Source organism: Streptomyces sp. NBC_01363 (genome assembly GCF_026340595.1).
Lineage (GTDB): Bacteria > Actinomycetota > Actinomycetes > Streptomycetales > Streptomycetaceae > Streptomyces.
This window is the reverse complement of sequence record NZ_JAPEPF010000002.1, coordinates 70910-92612: the sequence shown is the minus strand read 5'-3', so window position 1 is coordinate 92612 and position 21703 is coordinate 70910. Positions and strand designations below refer to the sequence as shown.

Sequence of the window (21703 nt, the reverse complement as noted above, 5' to 3'; positions counted from 1 at the left end):
GCCGGAGTCCCTGCAGGAGCGCTCCGGCCACCCGGCGGGTGCTTAGTAGCACTCCTTGACGCCACTGTGCAGCCGCAGGCTCAGGTTGCTGAGCTTGAAGGTGCCGGCGGTGGTCGCCCATGCCGTCTGCTTCACGTTGGTCAGCGTCGCCGTCTCGGCGCGCTGCGAGAAGCCGTTCGGGTTGACCTTCTTCTCGGTACCGGACTGGATGCCGGGCTTGCCGACATCTCCCGCGGCGACACCGATGTCGATGTGCTCGAAGTACGCGTCGGCGTCGAGCTCGGCGACATCGAGGTACAGGTTGGTCGCCTCGACCGGCTTCTTCGGGTCCGTACCCGCGTTCAGCTGCAGCGTGACGTTGCCGAGACCGAACGGAAGGTTCGGAGTGACCACCGACTGGCACATGTTGGTGATCGTGGCATCGCTGAAGCCGGACACGGCCACGGCGTGCGCCGCGTCGTCGCCCTTGAGGTCCTTGCCGGTAGCAACGCTGCCGTACTGGACGAAGTCATGGCCGACGAGCTTGTCCGCACGCACCTTGAAGCTCTGGCCGGACACGCTGAACGACGCCGCGAGGGCGCCCTGCGCGAGACCGACACCCACCGCCGCGGTCGCGACGACGCTCGGCACCATGACCAGAGCGAAACGCTTCCATCTGGTGCCGCCACGAACCTGGGAACTCATAATTTTCCTCCTTCTCGGACGTACATCTCCGGTCCGGGCTGGGCCCGTCCTGGGATGGGAGAAGTGCTACGTCCTCGGCAAGGAGAGCGCCTGCGGACGGAGGCATGAACCGCGTCCGAATCACCGGCGATCACCCCCGAGCGACAACCACTGGCCACGCATTCGCGCAACCTGTTCGGACAGGCCCTGCCGGACGACAGGAACCCCCCTGCCCGGAGCCGGCGCCACTGCCGCCGGCCCACTCGGTGGGGACCCAACAGGGCCGCCGCACCGACTGGCAGCCGGGCTGGCGTTATTGGACCGAGCGTGGCCGATCGTGGTGCATTCCCGCCCGTGACACAAGGGGGTTCGTTACTCGCTAGTAACGGCCCGATAACCGATGCGCGACCGGCTGGTACCGCCCGGCCACACAGGGTGGCGCCGAGCCGAAGGACCAAAGGGAGGATCAGGTCACCAATACGGACAGATCCCGGTGCACGATTTACTGCGAGTAACAGGCCCTGGCTTTATCAAGATTTGGTAAAGCAGGGGCGTCTCTTATCGCCGGATCGCGAAAAAGGCCGCGGTCCCCCGTAGGGCACCGCGGCCACTTGTCACATCAGAACAAGACCCGCGCCAGCGCCGTACGCGCGGCGACGACCCGCGGGTCGTCGGGGCCGATCACCTCGAACAGCTCCAGCAGCCGCACCCGCGCGGCGTCCCGGTCGTCACCGAAGGTGCGCCGCACCGTCTCGACGAGCCGGCCGAAGGCGTCCTCGACATGACCGCCGACCAGATCCAGATCGGCGGCGGCGAGCTGTGCCGTGACGTCGGCCGGGTTCGCGGCGGCGTTCTCGCGGACCCGCTGCGCGTCCATGTCCTTGACCCGGGAGAGGAGTTCGGCCTGAGCGAGACCGAGCTTGGCCTCCGTGTTGGCCGGGTCGTCGGACAGGACGTTCTTGTACGCCTGGACGGCACCGGCGAAGTCGTCGGCGTCCAGGGCCCGTACGGCCGATTCGAGCAGGGCGTCGTACGGCCCCGCGGGCGCCTCGGCCGGAGCCGCGTCGCCCTCCTCGACGGCGGCGTCCTGGTCGACCGCGATCCCGGTGAGCCCGAACCGCTCCTCGCCGACCTGGATCAACTGGTCCAGCGTCTGGCGGATCTGGGCCTCGGGGGCCGCGCCCTGGAAGAGCGGGAGGGCCTGTCCGGCGACGACGGCGAAGACCGCCGGAATGCCCTGGATGCCGAACTGCTGCATCAGCATCTGGTTGGCGTCGACATCGACCTTGGCCAGCACGAAGCGGCCGTTGTACTCAAGGGCCAGACGCTCCAGGAGCGGGCCCAACTGCTTGCACGGCTCGCACCACTCGGCCCAGAAGTCGATGACGACCGGGACCTCGGCGGAACGCTGGAGGACATCGTTCTCGAAGCCCGCCTCATCGACATCGATCACCAGGGCGGAGGGCGGTACGGCACCGCCGCCACCCTGCCGGGAGGCCTCGGCACGGGCCTGCTCCGCCTTCACCTTGGCCTCGCCGGCCGCCTTCACCGCGGCGAGGTCGACGACGCCGCTCATGGACATGTTCCTAGGCTGCATACGTACATCCTCCCCCCTCGGTGCGCCGATCCGGAAAGCGATACGGGAACCGGATCGGTCCGCGGCCCCGGCCGGTGTGCGGGGCGGGCGGACAGACACGTTCCCGGGCCCCGCAAAGGACCCCGGAAGGGGTCGAAAAAACCCCGGTGGGCCCCTGAAAGACCCGGTTCGGCAGCCGGACCCCCGCCCGGTGCCTGGTGCGGCTCCGGGTCCCCACCCGGCGCCTGTGGTTGTCGCTCGTTCGTGGCGCGGGACGCGGCGCCCTGGCCGCCTTCCTTACGCTACGACCCGTAGCGTAACTGCCGATGGGCTCTCTCGAACAGATGATCCCGGTGATCTGTCTCACGGACACCGGGGCCGTCCCGTTCTTGCTACTGACCGGTATGGTCACCGCATGCTGAGCCACAGCGACCAAACCCCCTCCCGGACAGGACGTCCGCGCAGTACCGCTGCCGATGCCGCGATCCTCGAAGCGACCAGGGCGTCCCTGGTCGATCTGGGCTGGTCAAAGCTGACCATGAGCGATGTGGCGACCCGGGCGGGGGTCGCGAAGACGACCCTCTATCGACGCTGGGCGGGCAAGAACGAGCTGGTCGTTGACGCGGTCGCGGTCCTCTTCGACGAGCTGGAGCTCCACGACCGGGGCAGCCTGGCGGCCGATGTGCAGGGCGTCGTGCTCCAGTTCGCCGCGTTGCTGGAGCGGCCGGAGACCCGGACCGCACTGATGGCGGTGGTCGCGGAGTCCACCCGGGACGATTCGCTTCGGCTGCGGATCCGGTCGGCCATCGTGGACCGGCAGAAGCGCCTGGTCGTCCTCGGCCGGGAACGCGCCCAGGCCCGCGGCGAGCTGTCGTACGAGGAGGATGCCGAGACGGCGGCCCACAACGCGGACCTGATCTTCGATGTGATCGCCGGTGCCGTGGTGCACCGGACGCTGGTCAGCGCCGAGCCGGTGGACGCCGAGTGGGCGCGCAGCTTCACCTCTCTGCTGCTGCTCGGCCTGGCCGGGGCTCAGACCTGATAGCGCCCCGGCGCGAAGAGGTGGAGGTGCTTCTCCACCCAGGCGGAGGTCCGTTCCAGGCCCTCCGCCAGGGGGACTTCGGGGCGCCAGCCCGCCCACTCGCGGGCCCGGGTGTTGTCGGACAGCAGCCGCTGGACCTCGCTGCCGGAGGGCCGCAGCCGCGCCGGGTCCACCACCACCTCCGCGTCCCGACCGGACGCGGTGATCAGGGCTTTGGCCAGGTCGCCGACCGAAATCTCCCGGCCGGTGCCGAGGTTGACGCTCTCGCCCAGGGCCCGGTCGCAGTCGGCCAGCGCCAGGAATCCGGCCGCGGTGTCGGTGACGTACGTGAAGTCCCGGGTGGGGGTCAGTGAGCCGAGGCGGATCTCCCGTGCGCCGGCGTGCAGTTGGGCCAGGATCGTGGGGATCACCGCTCGGGCGGACTGGCGCGGGCCGTAGGTGTTGAACGGGCGGACGACGGTCACCGGAAGCTCGAAGGCGTGCCAGTGCGAGAGCGCCATCATGTCGGCGCCGATCTTCGAGGCGGAGTACGGGGACTGCGGCTGGAGCGGGTGATTCTCGCTGATCGGGGCGGTCAGCGCGCTCCCGTACACCTCGCTGGTGGAGGTGTGCAGCAGGCGGCGCACCGAGTGGCGGCGGCACGCCTCGGCGATGTTCTCGGTGCCGACGACGTTCGTGCGGACGTACGCGGCCGGCGCGTCGTAGCTGTACGGGATGCCGATGAGCGCGGCGAGGTGGAAGACCGTGTCGCAGCCCGCGACCGCGTCCATCACACGGCCCGCGTCACCGATGTCCCCGGCGATCATCTCGACGGGGCCGTGCGGGTCGTCGAGGTAGCGGGCGAGGTGCCCCTTCTCGGCGTACGGCTTGTAGTGGACGAACGCGCGGACGTGCGCGCCGCGTTCGACGAGCAGGTCCACGAGGGTGGAGCCGATGAAGCCCTCGGCGCCGGTGACGAGGACCTTGCGGCCCTTCCAGTCGATGCTGCGGCCGTTGCGGTCGGTGCTCATGCGGTGGATTCCTTTGCGGTGGGCGAGGTTACTGGGCGGTGGCGAGGCGGATGACGGTGGCAGCGAGCAGGTCGGCAGCCCGCGCATGGTTGCCGGAGTCGGCGGCGCGGCCCATCGCGGCGAGCCTGCCGGGGTCGGTGAGCAGCGGCTCGACGACGGCGGCGAGCCGGTCGGCGGTGGTTTCGGCGTCCGGCACGAGGTATGCGGCACCCACCTCGGACAGCACCCGGGCGTTGTGGGTCTGGTGGTCGCCGGGGGCGTGCGGGTAGGGCACGAGGACGGCGGGCACCCCGGTGGTCGCGAGTTCGGCGATCGTGGCGGACCCGGCCCGGCAGACCACCAGATCGGCCACGGCGTAGGCGAGGTCCATCCGGTCCAGGTAGGGGACGGCCTGCGCGACCGGGCCCGCGCCCGCGTCGGCGAGCCGCTGTCGGGTCTCCGCGAGCGCCGCCGGACCCGTCTTGATCAGGAGGTGGACGTCCCGGCGGTCGCGCCAGCGGGCGGCGAGGCCGACCGCGGCCGCGGTGAGCCGGGCCGCGCCGAGGCTGCCGCCGTTGAAGAGGACGACGCGGGCTCCGGCGGGTATACCGAAGGCGCCCCGGGCCTCGTCGCGGAGCGCGGGGCGGTCCAGGGCGGCCAGCGAGGCGGCGATCGGCATGCCGACGGTCCGGGCCCGCTCTCCGCCCGCCAGGTGCGGGCGGCTGCCGTCGAAGGCGACCGTGAGGTGTTCGGTGAGCCGGGCAGCGAACTGGTTGGCGCGGCCGGGGACGGCGTTGGACTCGTGGATGACGCTGGGCAGCCCGGCCATCCGGGCCCCGAGGACTGCGGGGGCGCTCGGGTAGCCGCCCATGCCGACGACGACCTGGGCCCGCTGGGTGCGCAGGATGGACCGGCACTGCGCGCCGGAGCGCAGGAGGGCGGCCGGGAGCAGGAAGCGCTTGGCTCCCAGCGCGGGGTCGAAGGGGATCATGTCGACGGTGTGCAGCCGGTATCCGGCCGCCGGGATCAGGGTCGTCTCCAGGCCCCGCTCGGTCCCGACGAAGGAGATGACCGCGTCCGGGTCGGCGCGGCGCAGGGCCTCGGCGAGAGCGAGCCCTGGGTAGATGTGGCCGCCGGTGCCGCCCGCACCGATCACGACGGAGAGTGGTGTGCGCATGGCCACCACTCTCGGGAAGCGGCTTAAGAAGGTTCTAAGAGTCCGCTTTGGCATTCTTCGGGGTATGAACAGGATTCTGGTGGCCGACGACGATCCGGAAGTGCGGGCCGCCGTCGAGGACGGGCTGAGCGTGGAGGGGTACGAGGTACGAGGGGTCGGCGACGGCCTGGCCGCGCTCTCGGCGGTGGCGTCCTGGCAGCCCGACGCGCTGGTCCTGGACGTGATGATGCCGGTCCTGGACGGGCTCGCGGTGTGCCGCCGGCTGCGCGCGATGGAGGACAGGACCCCGGTCCTGGTCCTCACCGCCCTGGCCTCCGTCAGCGAGCGCGTCGACGGCCTGGAAGCGGGCGCCGACGACTATCTGGTGAAGCCGTTCGCGCTGGACGAACTGGTGGCCCGGGTCAGGGCCCTGCTGCGGCGGGCCGCCCCGCCCGCGGCGGACGGGGCGGAACTGTCCTTCGCGGACCTGACACTGGATCCGGTGGCCCGCACGGGGCGACGAGCGGGCCGCCCGCTGGAGTTCAGCCGCACCGAGGCCGCCCTGCTGGAACTGCTCCTGCGCCACCCGGGCCAGGTACTCCCCCGCGCGATGATCCTGGAGCGCGTCTGGGGGCAGGACTTCGGGCCGGACTCCAACTCGCTCGCGGTGTACGTGGGTTACCTGCGCCGCAAACTGGAGCTGGGCGGCGAACCGCGGCTCGTCCACACGGTGCACGGTCTCGGCTACCGGCTGGACGTGGCATGAGCGGGGTGCGCCGGCTGGGCGCCCGGTGGCGACGTCGACGCCTGGTGCGTACGCGGCTGGCACTGGCGGCGTCGGCGGCGGTGGCACTGGTCGCGGTCGGGGTGTGCACGGCCGCCTTCTTCGTGATCCGCTACGAGCTGCTGCACCAGCTGGACCTGAATCTGACGCAGTCCGCGACGCGGCTGACCCAGGAGAACCGGGGCGGCGGCCCGCAGGTACTGGCCGGCGAGTGCCGGTACCTCTCCGCGCCCGCTTGCGCGCAGGTGGTCCCGGCCGCCCCGGCGGCGGACCCGGGCGAGGCGTATCCGCTGCCGGTCTCCGCTCCGGTACGAGAGGTGGCGGCGGGCGACCGGCCCCCGTACTTCAGCAACATCACCCGCTTCGGGCAGCCCCTGCGGATGCTCACGACTCGCTTCGGTGACGGGCGGGCGCTCCAGGTGGCGCTGCGCTCGGACCCGGTGGAGAAGGGCGTCCGGCAGGCTGCCGTACTGCTGGCGGGCGTCGGCGGGGCGGGCGTCCTGCTGGCGGCGGCGCTCGGCTACGGGGTCTCCCGCACCGGCCTGGCGCCCGTGGCCCGGCTCACCTCGACCGCCGAGCGGATCGCGGCCACCCGGGACCCGCGCCACCGCATCGAGCTGCCGCCGGGGCCGCCGGGACGCCAGGACGAAGTGACCCGGCTGGCGGCCAGCTTCAATACGATGCTCGGTGAGCTGGAGCAGTCGGTGACCGCCCAGCGCCGGCTGGTCGCGGACGCCTCGCACGAACTGCGGACCCCGCTGACCGCGCTGCGCACCAACGCGGAGCTGCTGGCCCGGACCGACCGGCTGACGCCGGCACAGCGCGACCGGGCGGCGAAGGCGCTGGGTCGGCAGATCCGCGAGGTGACCGGCCTGGTGAACGACCTGATCGAGCTGGCCAGGGACGAGGAGCCGCTGCCACTGCTGGAGGAGGTACGCATCGCGGACCTGGCCGGGCATGCGGTGACCACGGCCCGGGAACACTGGCCGGAGACCCGCTTCCTGCTGGAGATCGCGCCCCCGGCGGCGGAGGTGACCCGGCCCGGCGTGCCCGCCCGCCTGAGTCGGCTGCTGACCAATCTGCTGGACAACGCGGCCAAGTTCAGCCCGCCGGGCGCCCCGGTGGAGATCGGTCTGACCGCGTTCGGGGACGGGCTGGAGGTGACGGTCCGCGACCACGGTCCCGGGATCGCGGCGGCGGACCTCCCGTACGTCTTCGACCGCTTCTACCGCGCTGACGCGGCCCGTGCGCTGCCGGGCTCGGGACTGGGGCTGGCCATGGCCCGGCAGATCGCCCGTGCTCATGGCGCGGACCTGATGGCACGAGCGGCGCCGGGCGGCGGAGCGCTGTTCACGCTGACGTTCGAGGGCGGGGACCCGCCGGGCGGCGGGGCCCTCTCCCGCGCCCGTCAGAAGCCGGGCGGCTCCGTGTAGGTGCCCCACTCGTCGCGCAGGACCCCGCAGATCTCACCGAGCGTCGCCTCGGCCCGCACCGCGTCGAGCATCGGCACGATCATGTTGGAGCCGTCGCGGGCGGCGGCCAGCATCGCGCCCAGCGCCGACTTCACCCGGGCGTCGTCGCGGGCGTCCTTGCGGCCGCCGAGCGCCCGGACCTGCTCGCGCTCGACCTCGTGGCTGACGCGCAGGATCTCCAGGTCGCCGGTGACCGAGCCGTGGTGGACGTTGACGCCGACGACTCGCTTGTCGCCCTTCTCCAGCGACTGCTGGTAGCGGAAGGCCGACTCGGCGATCTCGCCGGTGAACCAGCCGTCCTCGATGCCCCGCAGGATGCCGGAGGTGATGGGCCCGATGGGGTGCTGCCCGTCCGGGTGGGCCCGGGTGCCGCGCTCCTTGATCTGGTCGAAGATCTTCTCGGCGTCGGCCTCGATCCGGTCGGTGAGCTGCTCGACGTACCAGGAACCGCCCAGCGGGTCGGCCACGTTGGCGACGCCGGTCTCCTCCATCAGCACCTGCTGGGTGCGCAGGGCGATCTCGGCGGCCTGCTCGGAGGGGAGCGCGAGGGTCTCGTCGAGGGCGTTGGTGTGCAGCGAGTTGGTGCCGCCGAGGACCGCGGAGAGCGCCTCGACGGCCGTCCGCACGACGTTGTTGTACGGCTGCTGGGCGGTGAGCGAGACACCGGCGGTCTGGGTGTGGAAGCGGAGCCACTGCGCCTTGTCGGTCTTCGCGCCGTAGGTCTCCTTCATCCAGCGGGCCCAGATCCGGCGGGCCGCGCGGAACTTGGCGATCTCCTCGAAGAAGTCGAGGTGCGCGTCGAAGAAGAAGGAGAGGCCGGGCGCGAAGGTGTCGACGTCGAGGCCGCGGGAGAGGCCGAGCTCCACGTAACCGAAGCCGTCGGCGAGGGTGTACGCGAGCTCCTGCGCGGCCGTCGCCCCGGCTTCGCGGATGTGGTAGCCGGAGACGGAGAGCGGCTTGTAGGCGGGGATGTCGCGGGCGCAGTGCTCCATCAGGTCGCCGATGAGGCGCAGATGGGGCTCGGGCTGGAAGAGCCACTCCTTCTGCGCGATGTACTCCTTGAAGATGTCGGTCTGGAGCGTGCCGTTGAGCACGCCCGGGTCGACGCCCTGGCGCTCGGCCGCGACCAGGTACATGCAAAAGACCGGGACGGCGGGTCCGCTGATCGTCATGGACGTCGTGACGTCGCCGAGCGGGATGTCCTTGAAGAGGACCTCCATGTCGGCGGCGGAGTCGATCGCCACACCGCAGTGCCCGACCTCGCCGAGCGAGCGGGGGTCGTCGGAGTCGCGGCCCATCAGCGTCGGCATGTCGAAGGCGACGCTGAGCCCGCCGCCGCCCGCGGCGAGGATCATCTTGTAGCGCTCGTTGGTCTGCTCGGCGTTGCCGAAGCCGGCGAACTGGCGGATGGTCCAGGTCCGGCCGCGGTAGCCGGTGGGGTAGAGCCCCCGGGTGAAGGGGTACTCGCCGGGCCAGCCGATCCGCTCGAACCCCTCGTACGTGTCCCCGGGACGGGGGCCGTACGCGGGCTCCACCGGATCCCCGGAGAGTGTGGTGAAGTCCGCGTCACGCTTGCGGGCCTTGTCGTAACGGGCCTGCCAGCGGAGGCGGCCTTCCTCGATCGCGTCAGCGTCCATACCATCGAATTTACTAGGACGTCCTAGTAAATGTCGATGGCAAACCGCCCGGTGCTTCGCACGGGGCGGTTCGGGCGGCGCGGACCGGGGTCCGGCCGGTTCAGGCCTTGGCGGTCGCGGGGGAACCGTCGACGATCAGCGGCTCGACCTCACGGACGACCTTGCGCTCGACGAAGAACGCGGCCGTCGGGATGGTACCGGAGATCAGTACCCAGAGCAGCTTGCCCATCGGCCACTTCGCCTTGGAGCCGAGATCGAAGGCGAAGATCAGGTAGATGATGTAGAGGACACCGTGGATCTGGGAGACGACGAGCGTCAGACCCTCGCCCTTCTCGAAGCCGTACTTGAAGACCATGCAGGTGCAGAGCACCAGCAACATGACGGCGGTGACGTAGGCCATCACCCGGTACCGGGTCAGCACACTGCGTTTCATGGCATCGAGCGTAACCGGACGCCCGGGGCGATCTTGCAGCGGGCCGGGCCCTCGAAAGGTCGTCCTATGCCTCTTCGAAATCCTTGGCCGCGATCCGCAACGGCCGCAGCATGGCGAAGATCTCCGCGCACTCCTCGGCGTCGTACACGCCGAGCCCGAACTCCATGCCGACCAGGTCCTTGGTCGCCGCCTCGACGACCTCGCGGCCCTTCTCCGTGATGGAGGCGAGGGTGCCGCGGCCGTCGTTGGGGTTGGGGCGCTTGGCGACCAGGCCGGAGCGCACCAGCCGGTCCACGGTGTTGGTGACGGAGGTGGGGTGGACCATGAGCCGCTCGCCGATCTTGGACATCGGCAGCTCACCGGCCTTGGAGAAGGTGAGCAGCACCAGTGCCTCGTACCGCGCGAAGGTCAGTCCGTACGGCTTGACGACCGCGTCGACCTCGGCGAGCAGGATCTGCTGGGCGCGCATGATCGAGGTGATCGCCCCCATCGAGGGCACGGGGCCCCAGCGCTGCTGCCAGAGTTCGTCGGCGCGGGCGATGGGATCGAAGGGGAGACTGAGCGGCTTCGGCACGGCACCGACCTTACCCACTGGTCATATGCTGGTCAGCCCCGTCTCGAACTTCGGTCCGAATCCGACCGTTGGGCGCGGTTCTCCTGACTTCCAGGACGAGCAGCAGCACGCAGAGGGCGCCGACCGCACCGGCTCCGGCGACCACCTGATGCACGGGGAGGAATTCGGCCGCGAGCCCGGCGAGGGCCATGCCGATCCCCTGGAGCGTCATCAGGCCGGCGGTGAGCAGGGTCATGGCCCTGCCGCGCAACGGCTCCGGAACGGCTTCGACGAACCATTGGTCGAGGCCGATGACGTACGCCCCGCCCGCCCCGGCGAGCACCAGGGCGAGCGCGGTCGCGACCGTGCCGGGGCGGAATCCGTACACCACCAGGGGCAGCAGTCCCGCGGTGGCGGCCGGCAGCACGACCAGGGCGCGCAGCCGGGGGCTCAGCGCGGCGCCGACGTACAGCTCGGCGGCGATCTGGCCGACGGGCATCGCGCACATCAGCAACCCGAGCACGACGGGGCCGGCCCCGATCTCGTCGGCGTACGGAGCCGCCAGCGCCTCCGGTGCGACGACGAACAGCGGGGGCACCCAGAAGAGCAGCATCAGCGCGCGGATCCTGCGGTTCCCGAGCAGGCCGCGGGCTCCGGCGAGCGACTCCCGCAGCAGGGCGCCCCGGTCGTCCCCACCGGACCTGGCGGGGCGGTCCCGGGTGCCGAAGCGGAGCAGGGCCGCCGAGCAGAGGAAGGTCACCGCGGTGATCGTGATCGCACCGCGTGGCGACAGCGCGGCGAGCAGCACCCCGCCCACTCCGAAGCCGGCGAGCAGCGCACTCTGCGAGACGATCCGCAGCAGCGAGCGGCCGAGGATGTAGCGCTCGCCCTCGCCCAGGATGTCGGTGAGGGCGGCCATCCGCGTCCCGGTGAAGACCGGCGAGACGGCGGCGATCAGGCAGCGCAGCGCGAGCAGTCCGCCGACCGGGGTGCCCGGCAGCACCATCACGATGACGCAGCCGGCGCAGATCAGATCGCAGGTGACGAGGACCCGGCGGGCGGGGTACCGGTCGGCGACCCCGGCGAAGAGGGTGCCTCCGACGAGGTACGGAAGAAGGCCGAGCGCGAAGGTGAGGGCGCTGAGCAGGGGCGAGCCGGTGAGTCCGTACACCAGGACGGTGAGTGCGAGCTCGCTGACGACGACGCCGAGGAGGGAGAGCAGATGCGCGGCGAAGACCGCCCGGAACTCCCGTACGGCGAAGACGGCACGGTAGCCGCCGGATGTACCGGCGTCAGTCGTGTCGGGGGCTGTCGTGTCGGGGGCGGGAGGGACTGCTGGGTTTCCGGTGTCTGACGGCATGGTCGCAGCCTGGGGGCCCGCCGGCGGCCCTCCGTAGACTTTCGGCCCACGCCGAAAGTTACGGGGGAGGTCGGCGCGTGCCGTTCCATCTGCACCTCGACGAGGGCGATCTGCTGCGCTGCCGGTTCGCGCTGTCACCGCTCGGCGAGACCCAGGCGGCCGTGCGCGTCCTGGCCCAGCCCGAGCGGCACGGGTACCACCTGCCGTGGCTCCGGCTGATCCGCGACGCGGCCGACGGCCTCGAACTCGGGCCGCTGTGGCTGCTGATGGCACGGCACGGGCACAACCCCGACTTCTTCAGCCCGCCGCCGCCCGGTCCGGTCACCACCTTCGAGGAGGAGATCGCGGGGGTGCGGTCCGTCGATCCGGAGGTCGCCCGCCAGGACATCGCGCTGTCGCTGGCGAACCGGCCGGAGCTGCTGCACTCCCCCGCCGGGCAGGCGATGCTCGCCGATCCCGTCCAGACCGTCCGGGACCTGGCCGACCTGCTGGAACAGGCCTGGCGGGTGCTGATCGAGCCGCACTGGCCCCGGCTGCGCGCCCTGCTGGAGGCGGACATCGCCTACCACTCCCGACGGCTCGCCGCGGTCGGCTTCGAGCGGCTGCTGGGTGAGCTGAGCCCGCAGCTGAGCTGGTCGGAGTCGACGCTCACCATCGTCGGGACGCACGGCAGGCACACCCGGGTACTGGGCGGGCAGGGGCTGGTCCTGATCCCCAGTGTCTTCTGCTGGCCGGACGCGGTCAGCGGCTTCGAGCCGCCGTGGCAGCCCGCGATCGTCTACCCGGCGCGGGGCATCGGCGGCCTGTGGACGGAGCCCGCCGACCGCACCCCGCAGGCGCTCGCCCGGCTGCTGGGGCGCGGCCGGGCCGACGTCCTTTGCGCGCTCGACGAACCGGCCGGCCCGAGCGCGCTCGCGCACCGCCTGGGCCTCGCGGTGTCCTCCGTGTCGGAGCACCTGTCGGTGCTGCGTGCGGCGGGACTGCTGACATCGCGCCGGTACGGGCATCAGGTGCTGTACGAGCGGACTCCGCTCGGGATCGCCCTGGCCGTGCCGGAGCACGGCCAGGGGTAACGAGGCGAGCCCCCGGCCGGGAGCCGGGAGCTCGTCACGGGGGCACTGCGCGGCGGGGCGTCAGTCCGCGAGGTACCGCTCGACCGTCTCGACCTTCGAGGTCAGTCCGTCGGTGACGCCGGGGCGGATATCGGCCTTCAGTACGAGGGAGACGCGTCCGGCGCGGGCCTCGACGGCGGCGACGGCCCGCTTGACGACGTCCATGACCTCGCCCCATTCGCTCTCGATAGGTAAGCCTAGAGCGCATGAGACCGGCCACGACCTACGGGGCCCGCCTGACATGCTCCGGGGACACCAGCCACTCAGCGCCCCCGCCCACGGGCCCGAGGAACGCCGTAGGACGCCTGCGACGCAGCCCCGGTGGCTCGGCAGGGTCCTCATAGTCGGGGATCACGTCCCGCAGGATGCCGACACGCCCCGTGGCGTCCTCCACATGTGCGCCGATGTCGTCGCGCGCGATCACCCGTGCCCCTCCGGGTGTCGCTTCAGCGGTGCTGCCCCCACTGCTGCGGGATGCCGGCACAGTGGCGCAGCTCACCCCCCAGGGACGCACCGTCCGTGTGCGGCTGTTGCAGCTCGGTTGGGGGCACTTCCGGGCCAGACACGTGAGAGACCGCCCACCCTGTCAGTGGACGGTCTCTCGGGTTGAGGTCGGATCACTCCGCGCCGGCAAGCGCCCGGTACAGCGTCGCACGGGACACACCCACCGCTTTGGCCACCGCCGTGACGCTCTCTCCCTTCGCGCGGCGTGCCTTGGCAGCCGCAAGCTTGTCGGCATCCATGACCGCCGGACGTCCACCCGTACGGCCCTGAGCACGGGCAGCGTCGAGACCCGCGCGCGTCCGCTCCTGAATCAACGACCGCTCGAACTCCGGCATGGCGCCCGCGACTTGGCATGAGACGGCCGTCCGGGGTGTTCGGAACGATGCTCGCCAGCGCACCCGTGAGCACCTTGAACCCGACACCCCGCACGGCAAGAGCGTCCACCATGTTCACCAGGTCGATCAGCGAGCGCGCGAACCGGTCCAGCTTCCACATACACAGGGTGTCTCCGGGGCGGACGTAGTCGAGAACGGCCGTCAGTTCCGGACGCTCGGCGTTCTTCCCGCTCGCCTTGTCGGTGAAGACTCGATCACTCGGGTCGCCGCAGCGGGTCCACCCCCACCCCCTCACCCGCTCGTGCGCAAACTGACACATCATGGTGACGCACAGTGACGAATGAGAGGGATTCGCTACCTGCCGTAGCGACTGCTGTCTCCTCATGCTCTTCCGCCGACACGACGCGCCGACGGGGCGACTCCTCAGCCTCATCCGCCGCAATAGCCGCGCGTTCTACCGCCTCAGGATCGGCCGGACCCCACGTGATTTCAAGGCGCTCTGCCCGTTGCTTCGGGTGCAGCGTCACCGTGAGGTGCATTGCTTCAAGCAACCGGCTCTTACCTGCATCATCCAGCGCCGCCCACGCTTCGCCCATGGTGCGGCCAGTCAGTGTGGCCACTTCGCGAACTTCGGGGTCATGTGCGGCCAGGAGTGCGGCATAGGCGGCTTCGAGCTTCGCGCTCATCTCTTCGTACGTGCCCATCATCAGCGGTCCGGCCGTCGCCATCTGGGCACCGATGCACGCCGCTTGCTCCTGGGCTTCGATCATCTCCGCCGAAAGGTCGTTGCCGCCTTCAAGGTGAACGTTGACTTCGTTGAAGCGTCCCCACACCTTGAGAAATTCGGCCTCAACCCGCTGGTCAAGGGTCTCTGCGTAGATGGTGACGTGACCAGCCTTGCACCTGTAGAGCCGCACCCCCTTGTCGCTGGTACCTCCGTTCAACCGACCGTCACAGCGGTGACAGAACGCCATTCCAGCGCATAGGGGCGCCGCCTGACGAGGAGCACGGTCAGCGCCGGTCGCAAGGTCGAGCATCCGTTGGCGAGCAGCCATGAGTTCAGCGGCAGACAGGATCGGTTCGGCGAACTCGACCGGGGTCACCCCGTCAGAGGCCACGACCAATTCCCCCTTATGGGCGCGCTGCCCCCGGAACGTCGGCGACTTGAGCATCCGTCGCCATTGGGGTTCGCTCAAGCCAGTCGCGCGCGCTGTCCCGGCAACAGTGCCCCCGTCGATCAACTCCCTTACGGCTGTGCGAACTTGAGCAGCCTGGGCGTCGTCGATCTCAAGGTATGCGGCACCGTCCCGGCGGACCGTCCTGTACCCGAACGGTGCACGTCCGGCCCCCCAGCGCCCCAAGCTGCGCCGGGTCTCGTGCCCTTCGCCGATTCGGGCGGAGATCATCCCCCGTTCCCACTCAGCGAGCGAAGCAAGAACGGTGGCGACCATGCGACCGGTCGGCGTCAGCGTATTCACCGTGTTGTCGGTCGTGGCAAGCCGTATGCCCGCCGCCTCAGCCCACGCCACGAGCCGAAGGAACTCCGCAACCGATCGGGCGAAGCGATCCAGCTTCCACGTGATCACCACGTCGGGGCGGGCCACCATGAGCGCACGGAGCCCGAGGCGTTCCTCAATGGACTTCGCACCGCTGACGTTGTTGTCCACGTACTCGACGGCATCAGCGAGGTCATGATCGTTGGCGGTCAGCCATCGGCGGCAGGCAGCGCGCTGGCTGTCGAGTGAGGCGCTGTCGTCGGCCTCGCGGGACAACCGTAGGTAGATCGCTACTGAGGTCATGTACTCAAAGGTACGCGCGCTCACCCTCGATGGAGGTGAACACGGCGTCCGTGCGGTTGGGCAGGCCGGACTCGCGGACGACCCGGACGGCGTCGGCGACGTACTCGCCGACATCCTCGCCGACCCCCAGCGGGCTGACCGAGAACGCGACGATCAGGCGCTGACCACGCCTTCGCGGCGGGCGCGGGCGGCGATGACGCCGTCGGCCTCGTAGCGCTTGAGCAGCTTGTCGCCGTACAGGCCGCCGAAGGGCAGCAGCGCGAGCAGGAAGAAGAACGCGACGCGCTTCAGCGGCCACTTGGTCTTGGACCAGACATCGAGCAGCAGGACGGCGTAGATCACGAAGAGCACGCCGTGCAGGATGCCGAGCGGCATCATCAGGAAGTCGATGTCGGAGACCCGGCTGAGGATCGAGCCGAAGATGATCAGCGCAGGGAAGGAGAGCGCCTCGGGAATCGAGATGAGGCGCAGCCGGTGCAGGGCGGTAGCGGTCTTGATGTCCACGGGGGCACCTTCGGTGGGAGGACGGTGACAGCTTGTGAATACAGGCACAAGCTCGACCCATTGTGGCATCGGCGTGGCCGGCGCTCGGCGCCGGGGGCCGTGTCGGCCGGGTGAAGGACGCGTCCGCGCCGGCAGGGCTTACGTCCCGGTTGCGTACGGGTCCCGTACCGGATGCGTATCAGGGGCCGTTCAGGGGTCCGGTTCCCCCCTCCGGGCCCTGTCCCGGCCGGGGGGCCTGCCGCTAACGTCGCCCCGTGGCAATGTTCCGACTCCAAGGCAGCAGGACGCTCGCCGTCGACCTGGCCGGCGACGCCGTCAAGGCGAAGAACGGCTCGATGGTCGCCTACGACGGCCGGATGACGTTCAAGAAGATGACCGGCGGCGGTGACGGGCTGCGCGGCATGGTGACCCGCCGACTGACCGGCGAGCAGATGTCCGTGATGGAGGTGACCGGCCAGGGCACCTGTTACTTCGCGGACCGCGCGAGCGAGATCAGTCTCGTCTCGCTGCACGGGGACAAGCTCTACGTCGAGGCGAGCAATCTGCTGTGCACCGACGCGGGGCTGCGCACCGGCACCACCTTCACCGGCCTGCGCGGCGGGGCGAGCGGCAACGGCCTGTTCACCACCACCGTCGAGGGCACCGGCCAGGTGGCGATCATGTCGGACGGCTCGGCGGTGGCGCTGCGGGTCTCGGCCCAGTACCCGCTGTTCGTCGACCCCGGCGCCTACATCGCCCACCAGGGCAGCCTCCAGCAGCACTTCCAGTCCGGCGTGAACTTCCGGACGCTGATCGGCGAGGGTTCCGGTGAGTCCTTCCAGATCCGGTTCGAGGGCGAGGGCGTCGTCTACGTCCAGCCCAGCGAGCGGAACACCATCGGGGGCGATGTCTGATGCCGTTCCGTGAGATCAACTCGAAGATGGTCGAGGCGACGGTGGTTCCCGGCCAGAAGATGTACAGCCAGCGGGGCGCGATGCTCGCCTACCGCGGCGAGGTGTCGTTCACGCCGAACATCCAGGGCGGCCAGGGCGGCGTGATGTCGATGATCGGCCGGCGGGTGGCCAATGAGGCGACCCCGCTGATGACGGTCGAGGGCAGCGGAACGGTGATGTTCGGCCACGGCGGCCATCACATCCAGGTGATCAACCTGGCCGGGGACACCCTGTACGTGGAGGCCGACCGGCTGCTCGCCTTCGACGGGACGCTCCAGCAGGGCACGATGTTCATGGGCTCGCAGGGCGGCGTGATGGGCATGGTGCGCGGCCAGGTGACCGGGCAGGGCCTGTTCACCACCACGCTCAAGGGCCATGGCGCGGTCGCGGTGATGGCCCACGGCGGGGTGATCGAGCTGCCGATCACCCCCGGCCGCGATGTGCATGTGGACCCGCAGGCGTATGTCGCGCACCACGGCGACGTACGAAACAAGCTCTCGACCGCGCTCGGCTGGCGCGACATGGTGGGGCGCGGCTCCGGCGAGGCGTTCCAGCTGGAGCTGAGCGGCAGTGGCGCGGTGTACGTCCAGGCCTCGGAGGAGAAGCTGTGAGCACGCCCGTGGTCTTCGACCCGATGACGCTGCCGTCGGACGACAACGTCAACTCGTACACCTTCTGCGTGGAGCTCAAGGGGAGCCAGTGGTTCCTGCAGAAGGGCAAGATGATCGCCTACTACGGGCGGATCGATTTCAACGGCATCGGCCACGGCCGCTTCGAGCGGCTGATCCGTACGAGCTTCCACTCGCCGCTGCACGCGAGCGACTGGGTGGTGGCCGAGGGCAGCGGCAAGATGCTGCTCGCCGACCGGGCCTTCGACGTGAACTCCTACGACCTGGAAGAGGGGAATCTGACCATCCGGTCGGGCAATCTCCTCGCGTACCAGCCGTCGCTGGCACTCAAGCAGTCGATCGTGCCGGGCTTTCTGACCCTGATCGGTACGGGGAAGTTCGTGGCCGCCTCCAACGGTCCGGTGGTCTTCATGGAGCCGCCGCTGCGGGTCGACCCGCAGGCCCTGGTGGGCTGGGCGGACTGCCCCTCGCCGTGCCACCACTACGACCACGGCTACATGACGGGCGTACTGGGCGGGCTGCGGTCACTGACGGGCCTCGGAGGCACCTCGGGCGAGGAGCACCAGTTCGAGTTCGTGGGCGCGGGTACGGTGCTGCTCCAGTCGACCGAGATCCTGATGGCCGAACAGCCGACGGGCGCGGAGCCGGGTCAGGCGGGGGTCCCGGGCGGCGCGGGTCAACCTGGCGCCTCACCCCGTATGCCCGGTCAGCTCGGGGACCTCCAGCGTCGCTTCGGTTTGTGAACGGTACTCTGCGGAGTGTGACGTCGAACGTCCGCACCCCGCACCCGGACCCGTCTCCGGACGGGTGCCGACCGTCACGCCTCCCCACTTCGTCCGGCTTTCAACTTCTTAGGTAGAATCCATATATGGAGACCGAGACGGCCACCCGCTGGCTGAACGACGCGGAGCAGTGCGCCTGGCGCACCCACCTGGACGTCAGCAGGCTGCTGATGCACCAGCTGGAGAAGGATCTCCAGCCGTTCGGCCTGACCAACAACGACTACGAGATCCTGGTCAACCTCTCGGAGTCGGACGACCAGCGCATGCGGATGAGCGACCTCGCCGCCGCGACGCTGCAGTCCAAGAGCAGGCTCTCGCACCAGATCACCCGCATGGAGAACGCCGGCCTGGTCCGCAGGGAGAACTGCGAGTCCGACCGGCGCGGTCTGTACGCGGTCCTCACCGAGGACGGCGCGGAGACGATGCGCAAGGTGGCGCCGCACCATGTGGCGTCGGTCCGCAAGCACTTCATGGACCTGCTGACGCCTGAGGCGCTGGCGAACCTGCACGCGGCGCTGACCCCGGTCGCGGAACACCTGCGGGGACGACGCGGCAAGGTGTGACCCCCGGCGGGGCGGTGTTCAGCGGGCTCCGGGCAGCCAGAGCTCGAACCGGGCGCCGCCCTCCCGCGCGCCGTCCACCGTCAGCCGCCCTCCGTGCCGGGCGGCGACGTCCCGGGCGATGGCCAGGCCCAGGCCCGCGCCGCCGTCGTCCCGGGTCCGGGCGTCGTCGAGCCGTACGAAACGTTCGAAGATCCGCTCACGCTCCTCCGGCGGCACTCCCGCCCCGTCGTCGGTGACGGCGACGACCACGCCGCCCCGTTCCGCGGCACGCACCGAGACCGTCACCGTGCTCCGCGCATGACGCTCCGCGTTGTCCAGCAGATTGCCGATCACCCGCGCCAACTGCCCACGCGAACCGGCCACTTCGAACGGCCCGGAGTCCGGTCCTGAGTCCGGCACCGACACCGTCACCGCGATCCGGTCGCCCGTGCGCTGCGAGACCTCCTCGCGGACCAGCGCGCCCAGGTCCAGCGCCGTACGGCCCGGCCGCTCCCCCGCGTCGAGCCTGGCCAGCAGCAGGAGATCGGCGGCCAGCGCCTGGAGCCGTACGGTGTCGGCGACCGCGCCCTTCACGTCCAGCAGCTCCGGATGGGCCGCCCCCACCTCCAGTTGGGTGCGCAGGGAGGCGATCGGGCTGCGCAGTTCGTGCGAGGCGTCCGCGACGAAGCGCCGCTGACGCTCGACGGAGGCCTCCAGAGCGGTGAGCGTCTCATTGGTCGTACGGGCCAGCCGGGCGATCTCGTCGCGCGAGCCGGGCTCCGGCACACGCCGGCTCAGGTCCTCGGAGGCGGTGATCGCGGCCATCTCGCGCCGGATGCCCTCGACCGGGCGCAGCGCCCGCCGGGTCACCAGCCACGTCACCCCGGCGACGACGAGCAGCAGAACCGGCAGCCCGACCAGCATCGCACCGCGCACGGTGCCCACCGCCTCCTGCTCGGCGGCCAGCGGGGCACCCGCGTGGACGGTCAGGGTCACCCCGGCGGAAGTCGTCGCCTTCACGGACGCGAAACGGTAGTCGGCCGTTTCGCCGTCGACATCGGCGGTGCCGTTGCCGAAGTCCGGTTCGTCGGAGTCGACTTCGCCGCGGCCGGGGGCGGGGGTGGCGTGACGGTCGTCGTCATCGCTTCCGTCGTCGCCCCCGTTGTCGTCGTCGCTCCCGCCGCCGGACCCCCCGGCGGTCGGTGACGGGACCGGCGTGACCCGGTCGGTACCGGTGCCGGAGATCGCCCGGAGGTCCTTGGAGACGGCGACCACGCGCCCGTCCTCGTCGGTCACCTGGACCGGATGGTCCTCCTCGTCGCGCATCTCCAGCCGGTCGTACGGCACATCGAGGGCCAGCTGCCCGGCCACTTCCCGGGCCACCACCTCGGCCTGCAGGCCCGCCTGGTCGGTGAGGTTGGCGCGCAGGACGAGGAGTACGGAGAGCCCGGCGCCGATCAGCGCGAGGGCGACCACCACCGTGGCACCCAGCGCGGCCCTGGCCCGTACCGACCTCACAGCGCCTCCAGCCGGTACCCGGCGCCGCGCACCGTGCGGATGGCGGCCGCGCCGAGCTTGCGCCGCAGCGCGCTCACGTACACCTCGACGATGTTCGGGTCGCCGTCGTAGGCGAAGTCCCAGACGTGTTCCAGGATGTCCGCCTTGCTCACCACCTGTCCGGCCCGCAGCGTGAGCTGTTCCAGCACCGCGAACTCCTTTGTGGTGAGGATGATTTCGGCTTCGCCGAGGTGGACGCGGCGGGCGGCGGTGTCCATGCGCAGGGCGCCGACGGTGACCACCGGGGAGCCGGAGCCGCCTCCTCGGCGCCGCAGCAGCGCCCGGATCCTGGCCACCAGCACGACGTACGAGAAGGGCTTGGTCAGGTAGTCGTCGGCCCCGGTGTCGAGGCCCTCCGCCTCGTCGTACTCCCCGTCCTTCGCCGTCAGCATCAGGATCGGTGTCTCGTGTCCGGCGGCGCGCAGGGCGGCACAGACGCGGTAGCCGTTCATCCCGGGCAGCATGATGTCGAGGACGACGAGGTCGTACGCGCCCTCGGCGGCCCGGTGCAGCCCTTCGAGACCGTCGTGCACCACGTCCACGGCGAAGCCCTCGGCGGTGAGCCCCGCGGCCAGGGCCGTCGCGAGCCGCTTCTCGTCCTCCACGATCAACAGGCGCATACGCACAGGGTCGCAAACCGAACCTGAAGACGGCTTCAGGTGGCTTCAGGCTGCGTTCAGCATCACCCCGGCAGTGTGGTCCTGGTCGAAACCGGCCACCCGATCGGGGAGGAACCCATATGAAGCGCAAGATCGTCATCGCCGCAGTCACCGCGGCCGTGCTCGTCGGCGGCGGAGCCGCCACGGCGGTCGCCTTCGCGGACGACGACAGCCACGACCGCGAGACCCGGTCCAGCGCGCCGAGCGGTGGCACCGCCCGCGTCGACGTGGCGGACGCCATCACGGCCGCCGTCAAGGCCGTCCCGGGCACGGTCACCGAGGCCGAGCTGGACGACGAGGACGGCGGGCTCGTCTGGGAGCTCGACGTGTACGGCTCCGACAAGGCGTGGCACGACGTGACGGTGGACGCGGGCAACGGCAAGGTGCTCGGCAAGCACGTCTCCGACGATGACGACGACCGCGACCGGCACGCGCCCCGGTCGGCCCCCGTGTCGCTGAACGCGGCCGTCGACGCCGCGATGAAGGCGAACCCCGGGACCGTGACGTCGATCGACCTGGACGACCACGACGGCCGGAGCGGCGGGTCGCTGCACTGGGAGGTCGACGTCCGGGGCAAGGACGGCAAGCAGCACGAGCTGAACGTGGACGCGAAGTCGGGCAAGGTGACGGTGGACCGGTCGGACGACGGTCACGGGGACGATGACCGGGACGAGGACTGACGG

The 21703-nt window shown here is 70.6% G+C and carries 22 protein-coding genes and 3 pseudogenes; 9 read left to right on the top strand and 16 right to left on the bottom strand.

Translation table 11 applies throughout. From position 1 onward, the window contains the following. Positions 1–42: 42 nt before the first annotated feature. On the bottom strand, positions 43–684 hold the full coding sequence (locus OG611_RS28595; protein ID WP_266426644.1) for a DUF6230 family protein: 642 nt from the start codon (positions 682–684) through the stop codon (positions 43–45). 598 nt (positions 685–1282) lie between these two features. Next, complete coding sequence (locus tag OG611_RS28590; protein ID WP_266426642.1) at positions 1283–2260, bottom strand: tetratricopeptide repeat protein; 978 nt, start codon at positions 2258–2260, stop codon at positions 1283–1285. A gap of 397 nt (positions 2261–2657) precedes the next feature. Here OG611_RS28590 and OG611_RS28585 point away from each other — a divergent pair, with 397 nt between their 5' ends. Next, on the top strand, positions 2658–3281 hold the full coding sequence (locus tag OG611_RS28585; RefSeq protein ID WP_266431281.1) for a TetR/AcrR family transcriptional regulator: 624 nt from the start codon (positions 2658–2660) through the stop codon (positions 3279–3281). On the opposite strand, the gene OG611_RS28580 is transcribed toward OG611_RS28585, so the two are convergent. Continuing rightward, complete coding sequence (locus OG611_RS28580; RefSeq protein ID WP_266426640.1) at positions 3272–4291, bottom strand: GDP-mannose 4,6-dehydratase; 1020 nt, start codon at positions 4289–4291, stop codon at positions 3272–3274. The genes OG611_RS28585 and OG611_RS28580 overlap by 10 nt on opposite strands. Positions 4292–4319: 28 nt before the next feature. Continuing rightward, on the bottom strand, positions 4320–5447 hold the full coding sequence (locus OG611_RS28575) for a glycosyltransferase (protein WP_266426637.1): 1128 nt from the start codon (positions 5445–5447) through the stop codon (positions 4320–4322). Between the two features lie 64 nt (positions 5448–5511). Here OG611_RS28575 and OG611_RS28570 point away from each other — a divergent pair, with 64 nt between their 5' ends. Both OG611_RS28570 and OG611_RS28565 read left to right on the top strand, forming a co-directional pair. After that, positions 5512–6192 (top strand): response regulator transcription factor, encoded by a 681-nt coding sequence (locus OG611_RS28570; protein ID WP_266426634.1) that lies wholly within the window; start codon positions 5512–5514, stop codon positions 6190–6192. Next, entirely contained in the window at positions 6189–7643 is a 1455-nt protein-coding gene (locus OG611_RS28565; RefSeq protein ID WP_266426632.1) for a cell wall metabolism sensor histidine kinase WalK, read from the top strand. The genes OG611_RS28570 and OG611_RS28565 overlap by 4 nt, the downstream gene beginning before the upstream one ends. On the opposite strand, the gene OG611_RS28560 is transcribed toward OG611_RS28565, so the two are convergent. The 4 genes from OG611_RS28560 to OG611_RS28545 form a co-directional block, all read right to left on the bottom strand. Next, on the bottom strand, positions 7619–9319 hold the full coding sequence (locus tag OG611_RS28560) for a methylmalonyl-CoA mutase (RefSeq protein WP_266426629.1): 1701 nt from the start codon (positions 9317–9319) through the stop codon (positions 7619–7621). The genes OG611_RS28565 and OG611_RS28560 overlap by 25 nt on opposite strands. A 100-nt stretch (positions 9320–9419) precedes the next feature. Beyond that, complete coding sequence (locus OG611_RS28555; RefSeq protein ID WP_266426627.1) at positions 9420–9752, bottom strand: DUF3817 domain-containing protein; 333 nt, start codon at positions 9750–9752, stop codon at positions 9420–9422. A 64-nt stretch (positions 9753–9816) separates the two neighbouring features. Beyond that, positions 9817–10326 (bottom strand): MarR family winged helix-turn-helix transcriptional regulator, encoded by a 510-nt coding sequence (locus tag OG611_RS28550; RefSeq protein WP_266426624.1) that lies wholly within the window; start codon positions 10324–10326, stop codon positions 9817–9819. 10 nt (positions 10327–10336) lie between these two features. Further along, positions 10337–11665, bottom strand: a complete 1329-nt coding sequence (locus OG611_RS28545) for an MFS transporter (RefSeq protein WP_266426622.1) — start codon at positions 11663–11665, stop codon at positions 10337–10339. Between the two features lie 77 nt (positions 11666–11742). Here OG611_RS28545 and OG611_RS28540 point away from each other — a divergent pair, with 77 nt between their 5' ends. After that, positions 11743–12738: a DUF5937 family protein gene (locus OG611_RS28540; protein ID WP_266426620.1), complete on the top strand. Its 996-nt coding sequence runs from the start codon at positions 11743–11745 to the stop codon at positions 12736–12738. 60 nt (positions 12739–12798) lie between these two features. Here OG611_RS28540 and OG611_RS28535 read toward each other — a convergent pair. The 6 genes and pseudogenes from OG611_RS28535 to OG611_RS28515 all read right to left on the bottom strand — a co-directional run. After that, positions 12799–12966: pseudogene (locus tag OG611_RS28535) on the bottom strand (thiamine-binding protein); the annotation flags it as partial. A gap of 428 nt (positions 12967–13394) precedes the next feature. Continuing rightward, the gene (locus OG611_RS28530) at positions 13395–13520 is read right to left on the bottom strand and encodes a helix-turn-helix domain-containing protein (protein ID WP_266426618.1); all 126 of its coding nucleotides are present in this window, start codon (positions 13518–13520) and stop codon (positions 13395–13397) included. A 33-nt stretch (positions 13521–13553) separates the two neighbouring features. Continuing rightward, a pseudogene (locus tag OG611_RS40955) lies at positions 13554–13935 on the bottom strand (recombinase family protein); the annotation flags it as partial. After that, the gene (locus OG611_RS28525; RefSeq protein ID WP_266426615.1) at positions 13871–15415 is read right to left on the bottom strand and encodes a recombinase family protein; all 1545 of its coding nucleotides are present in this window, start codon (positions 15413–15415) and stop codon (positions 13871–13873) included. The pseudogene OG611_RS40955 and the gene OG611_RS28525, both read right to left, overlap by 65 nt. 19 nt (positions 15416–15434) lie before the next feature. Then, a pseudogene (locus tag OG611_RS28520) lies at positions 15435–15572 on the bottom strand (MTH1187 family thiamine-binding protein); the annotation flags it as partial. Next, entirely contained in the window at positions 15569–15919 is a 351-nt protein-coding gene (locus OG611_RS28515; RefSeq protein WP_266426613.1) for a DUF3817 domain-containing protein, read from the bottom strand. The pseudogene OG611_RS28520 and the gene OG611_RS28515, both read right to left, overlap by 4 nt. A 260-nt stretch (positions 15920–16179) precedes the next feature. Between OG611_RS28515 and OG611_RS28510 the strand changes: the two genes are divergently transcribed. The 4 genes from OG611_RS28510 (at position 16180) to OG611_RS28495 (ending at position 18825) form a co-directional block, all read left to right on the top strand. Beyond that, entirely contained in the window at positions 16180–16812 is a 633-nt protein-coding gene (locus OG611_RS28510) for an AIM24 family protein (protein WP_266431279.1), read from the top strand. Beyond that, a complete protein-coding gene (locus OG611_RS28505; protein ID WP_266426610.1) occupies positions 16812–17462 on the top strand; it encodes an AIM24 family protein in 651 nt (216 codons plus the stop codon). The genes OG611_RS28510 and OG611_RS28505 overlap by 1 nt, the downstream gene beginning before the upstream one ends. Beyond that, positions 17459–18223: an AIM24 family protein gene (locus OG611_RS28500; protein ID WP_266426608.1), complete on the top strand. Its 765-nt coding sequence runs from the start codon at positions 17459–17461 to the stop codon at positions 18221–18223. The genes OG611_RS28505 and OG611_RS28500 overlap by 4 nt, the downstream gene beginning before the upstream one ends. A gap of 125 nt (positions 18224–18348) precedes the next feature. After that, positions 18349–18825 carry a MarR family winged helix-turn-helix transcriptional regulator gene (locus OG611_RS28495; RefSeq protein ID WP_266426606.1) on the top strand — a complete coding sequence of 159 codons (477 nt, stop codon included), beginning with the start codon at positions 18349–18351 and terminating at the stop codon, positions 18823–18825. A gap of 18 nt (positions 18826–18843) precedes the next feature. Here the strand turns inward: OG611_RS28495 and OG611_RS28490 are convergent, their stop codons facing one another. Together OG611_RS28490 and OG611_RS28485 are read right to left on the bottom strand one after the other, a co-directional pair. Beyond that, a complete protein-coding gene (locus OG611_RS28490) occupies positions 18844–20322 on the bottom strand; it encodes a HAMP domain-containing sensor histidine kinase (protein ID WP_266426604.1) in 1479 nt (492 codons plus the stop codon). Continuing rightward, a complete protein-coding gene (locus OG611_RS28485) occupies positions 20319–20981 on the bottom strand; it encodes a response regulator transcription factor (RefSeq protein WP_266426602.1) in 663 nt (220 codons plus the stop codon). Before OG611_RS28485 ends, OG611_RS28490 begins: the two co-directional genes overlap by 4 nt. Before the next feature lie 119 nt (positions 20982–21100). On the opposite strand from OG611_RS28485, the gene OG611_RS28480 reads away from it, so the two are divergent. Then, a complete protein-coding gene (locus tag OG611_RS28480; RefSeq protein WP_266426600.1) occupies positions 21101–21700 on the top strand; it encodes a PepSY domain-containing protein in 600 nt (199 codons plus the stop codon). Positions 21701–21703: the final 3 nt, after the last annotated feature.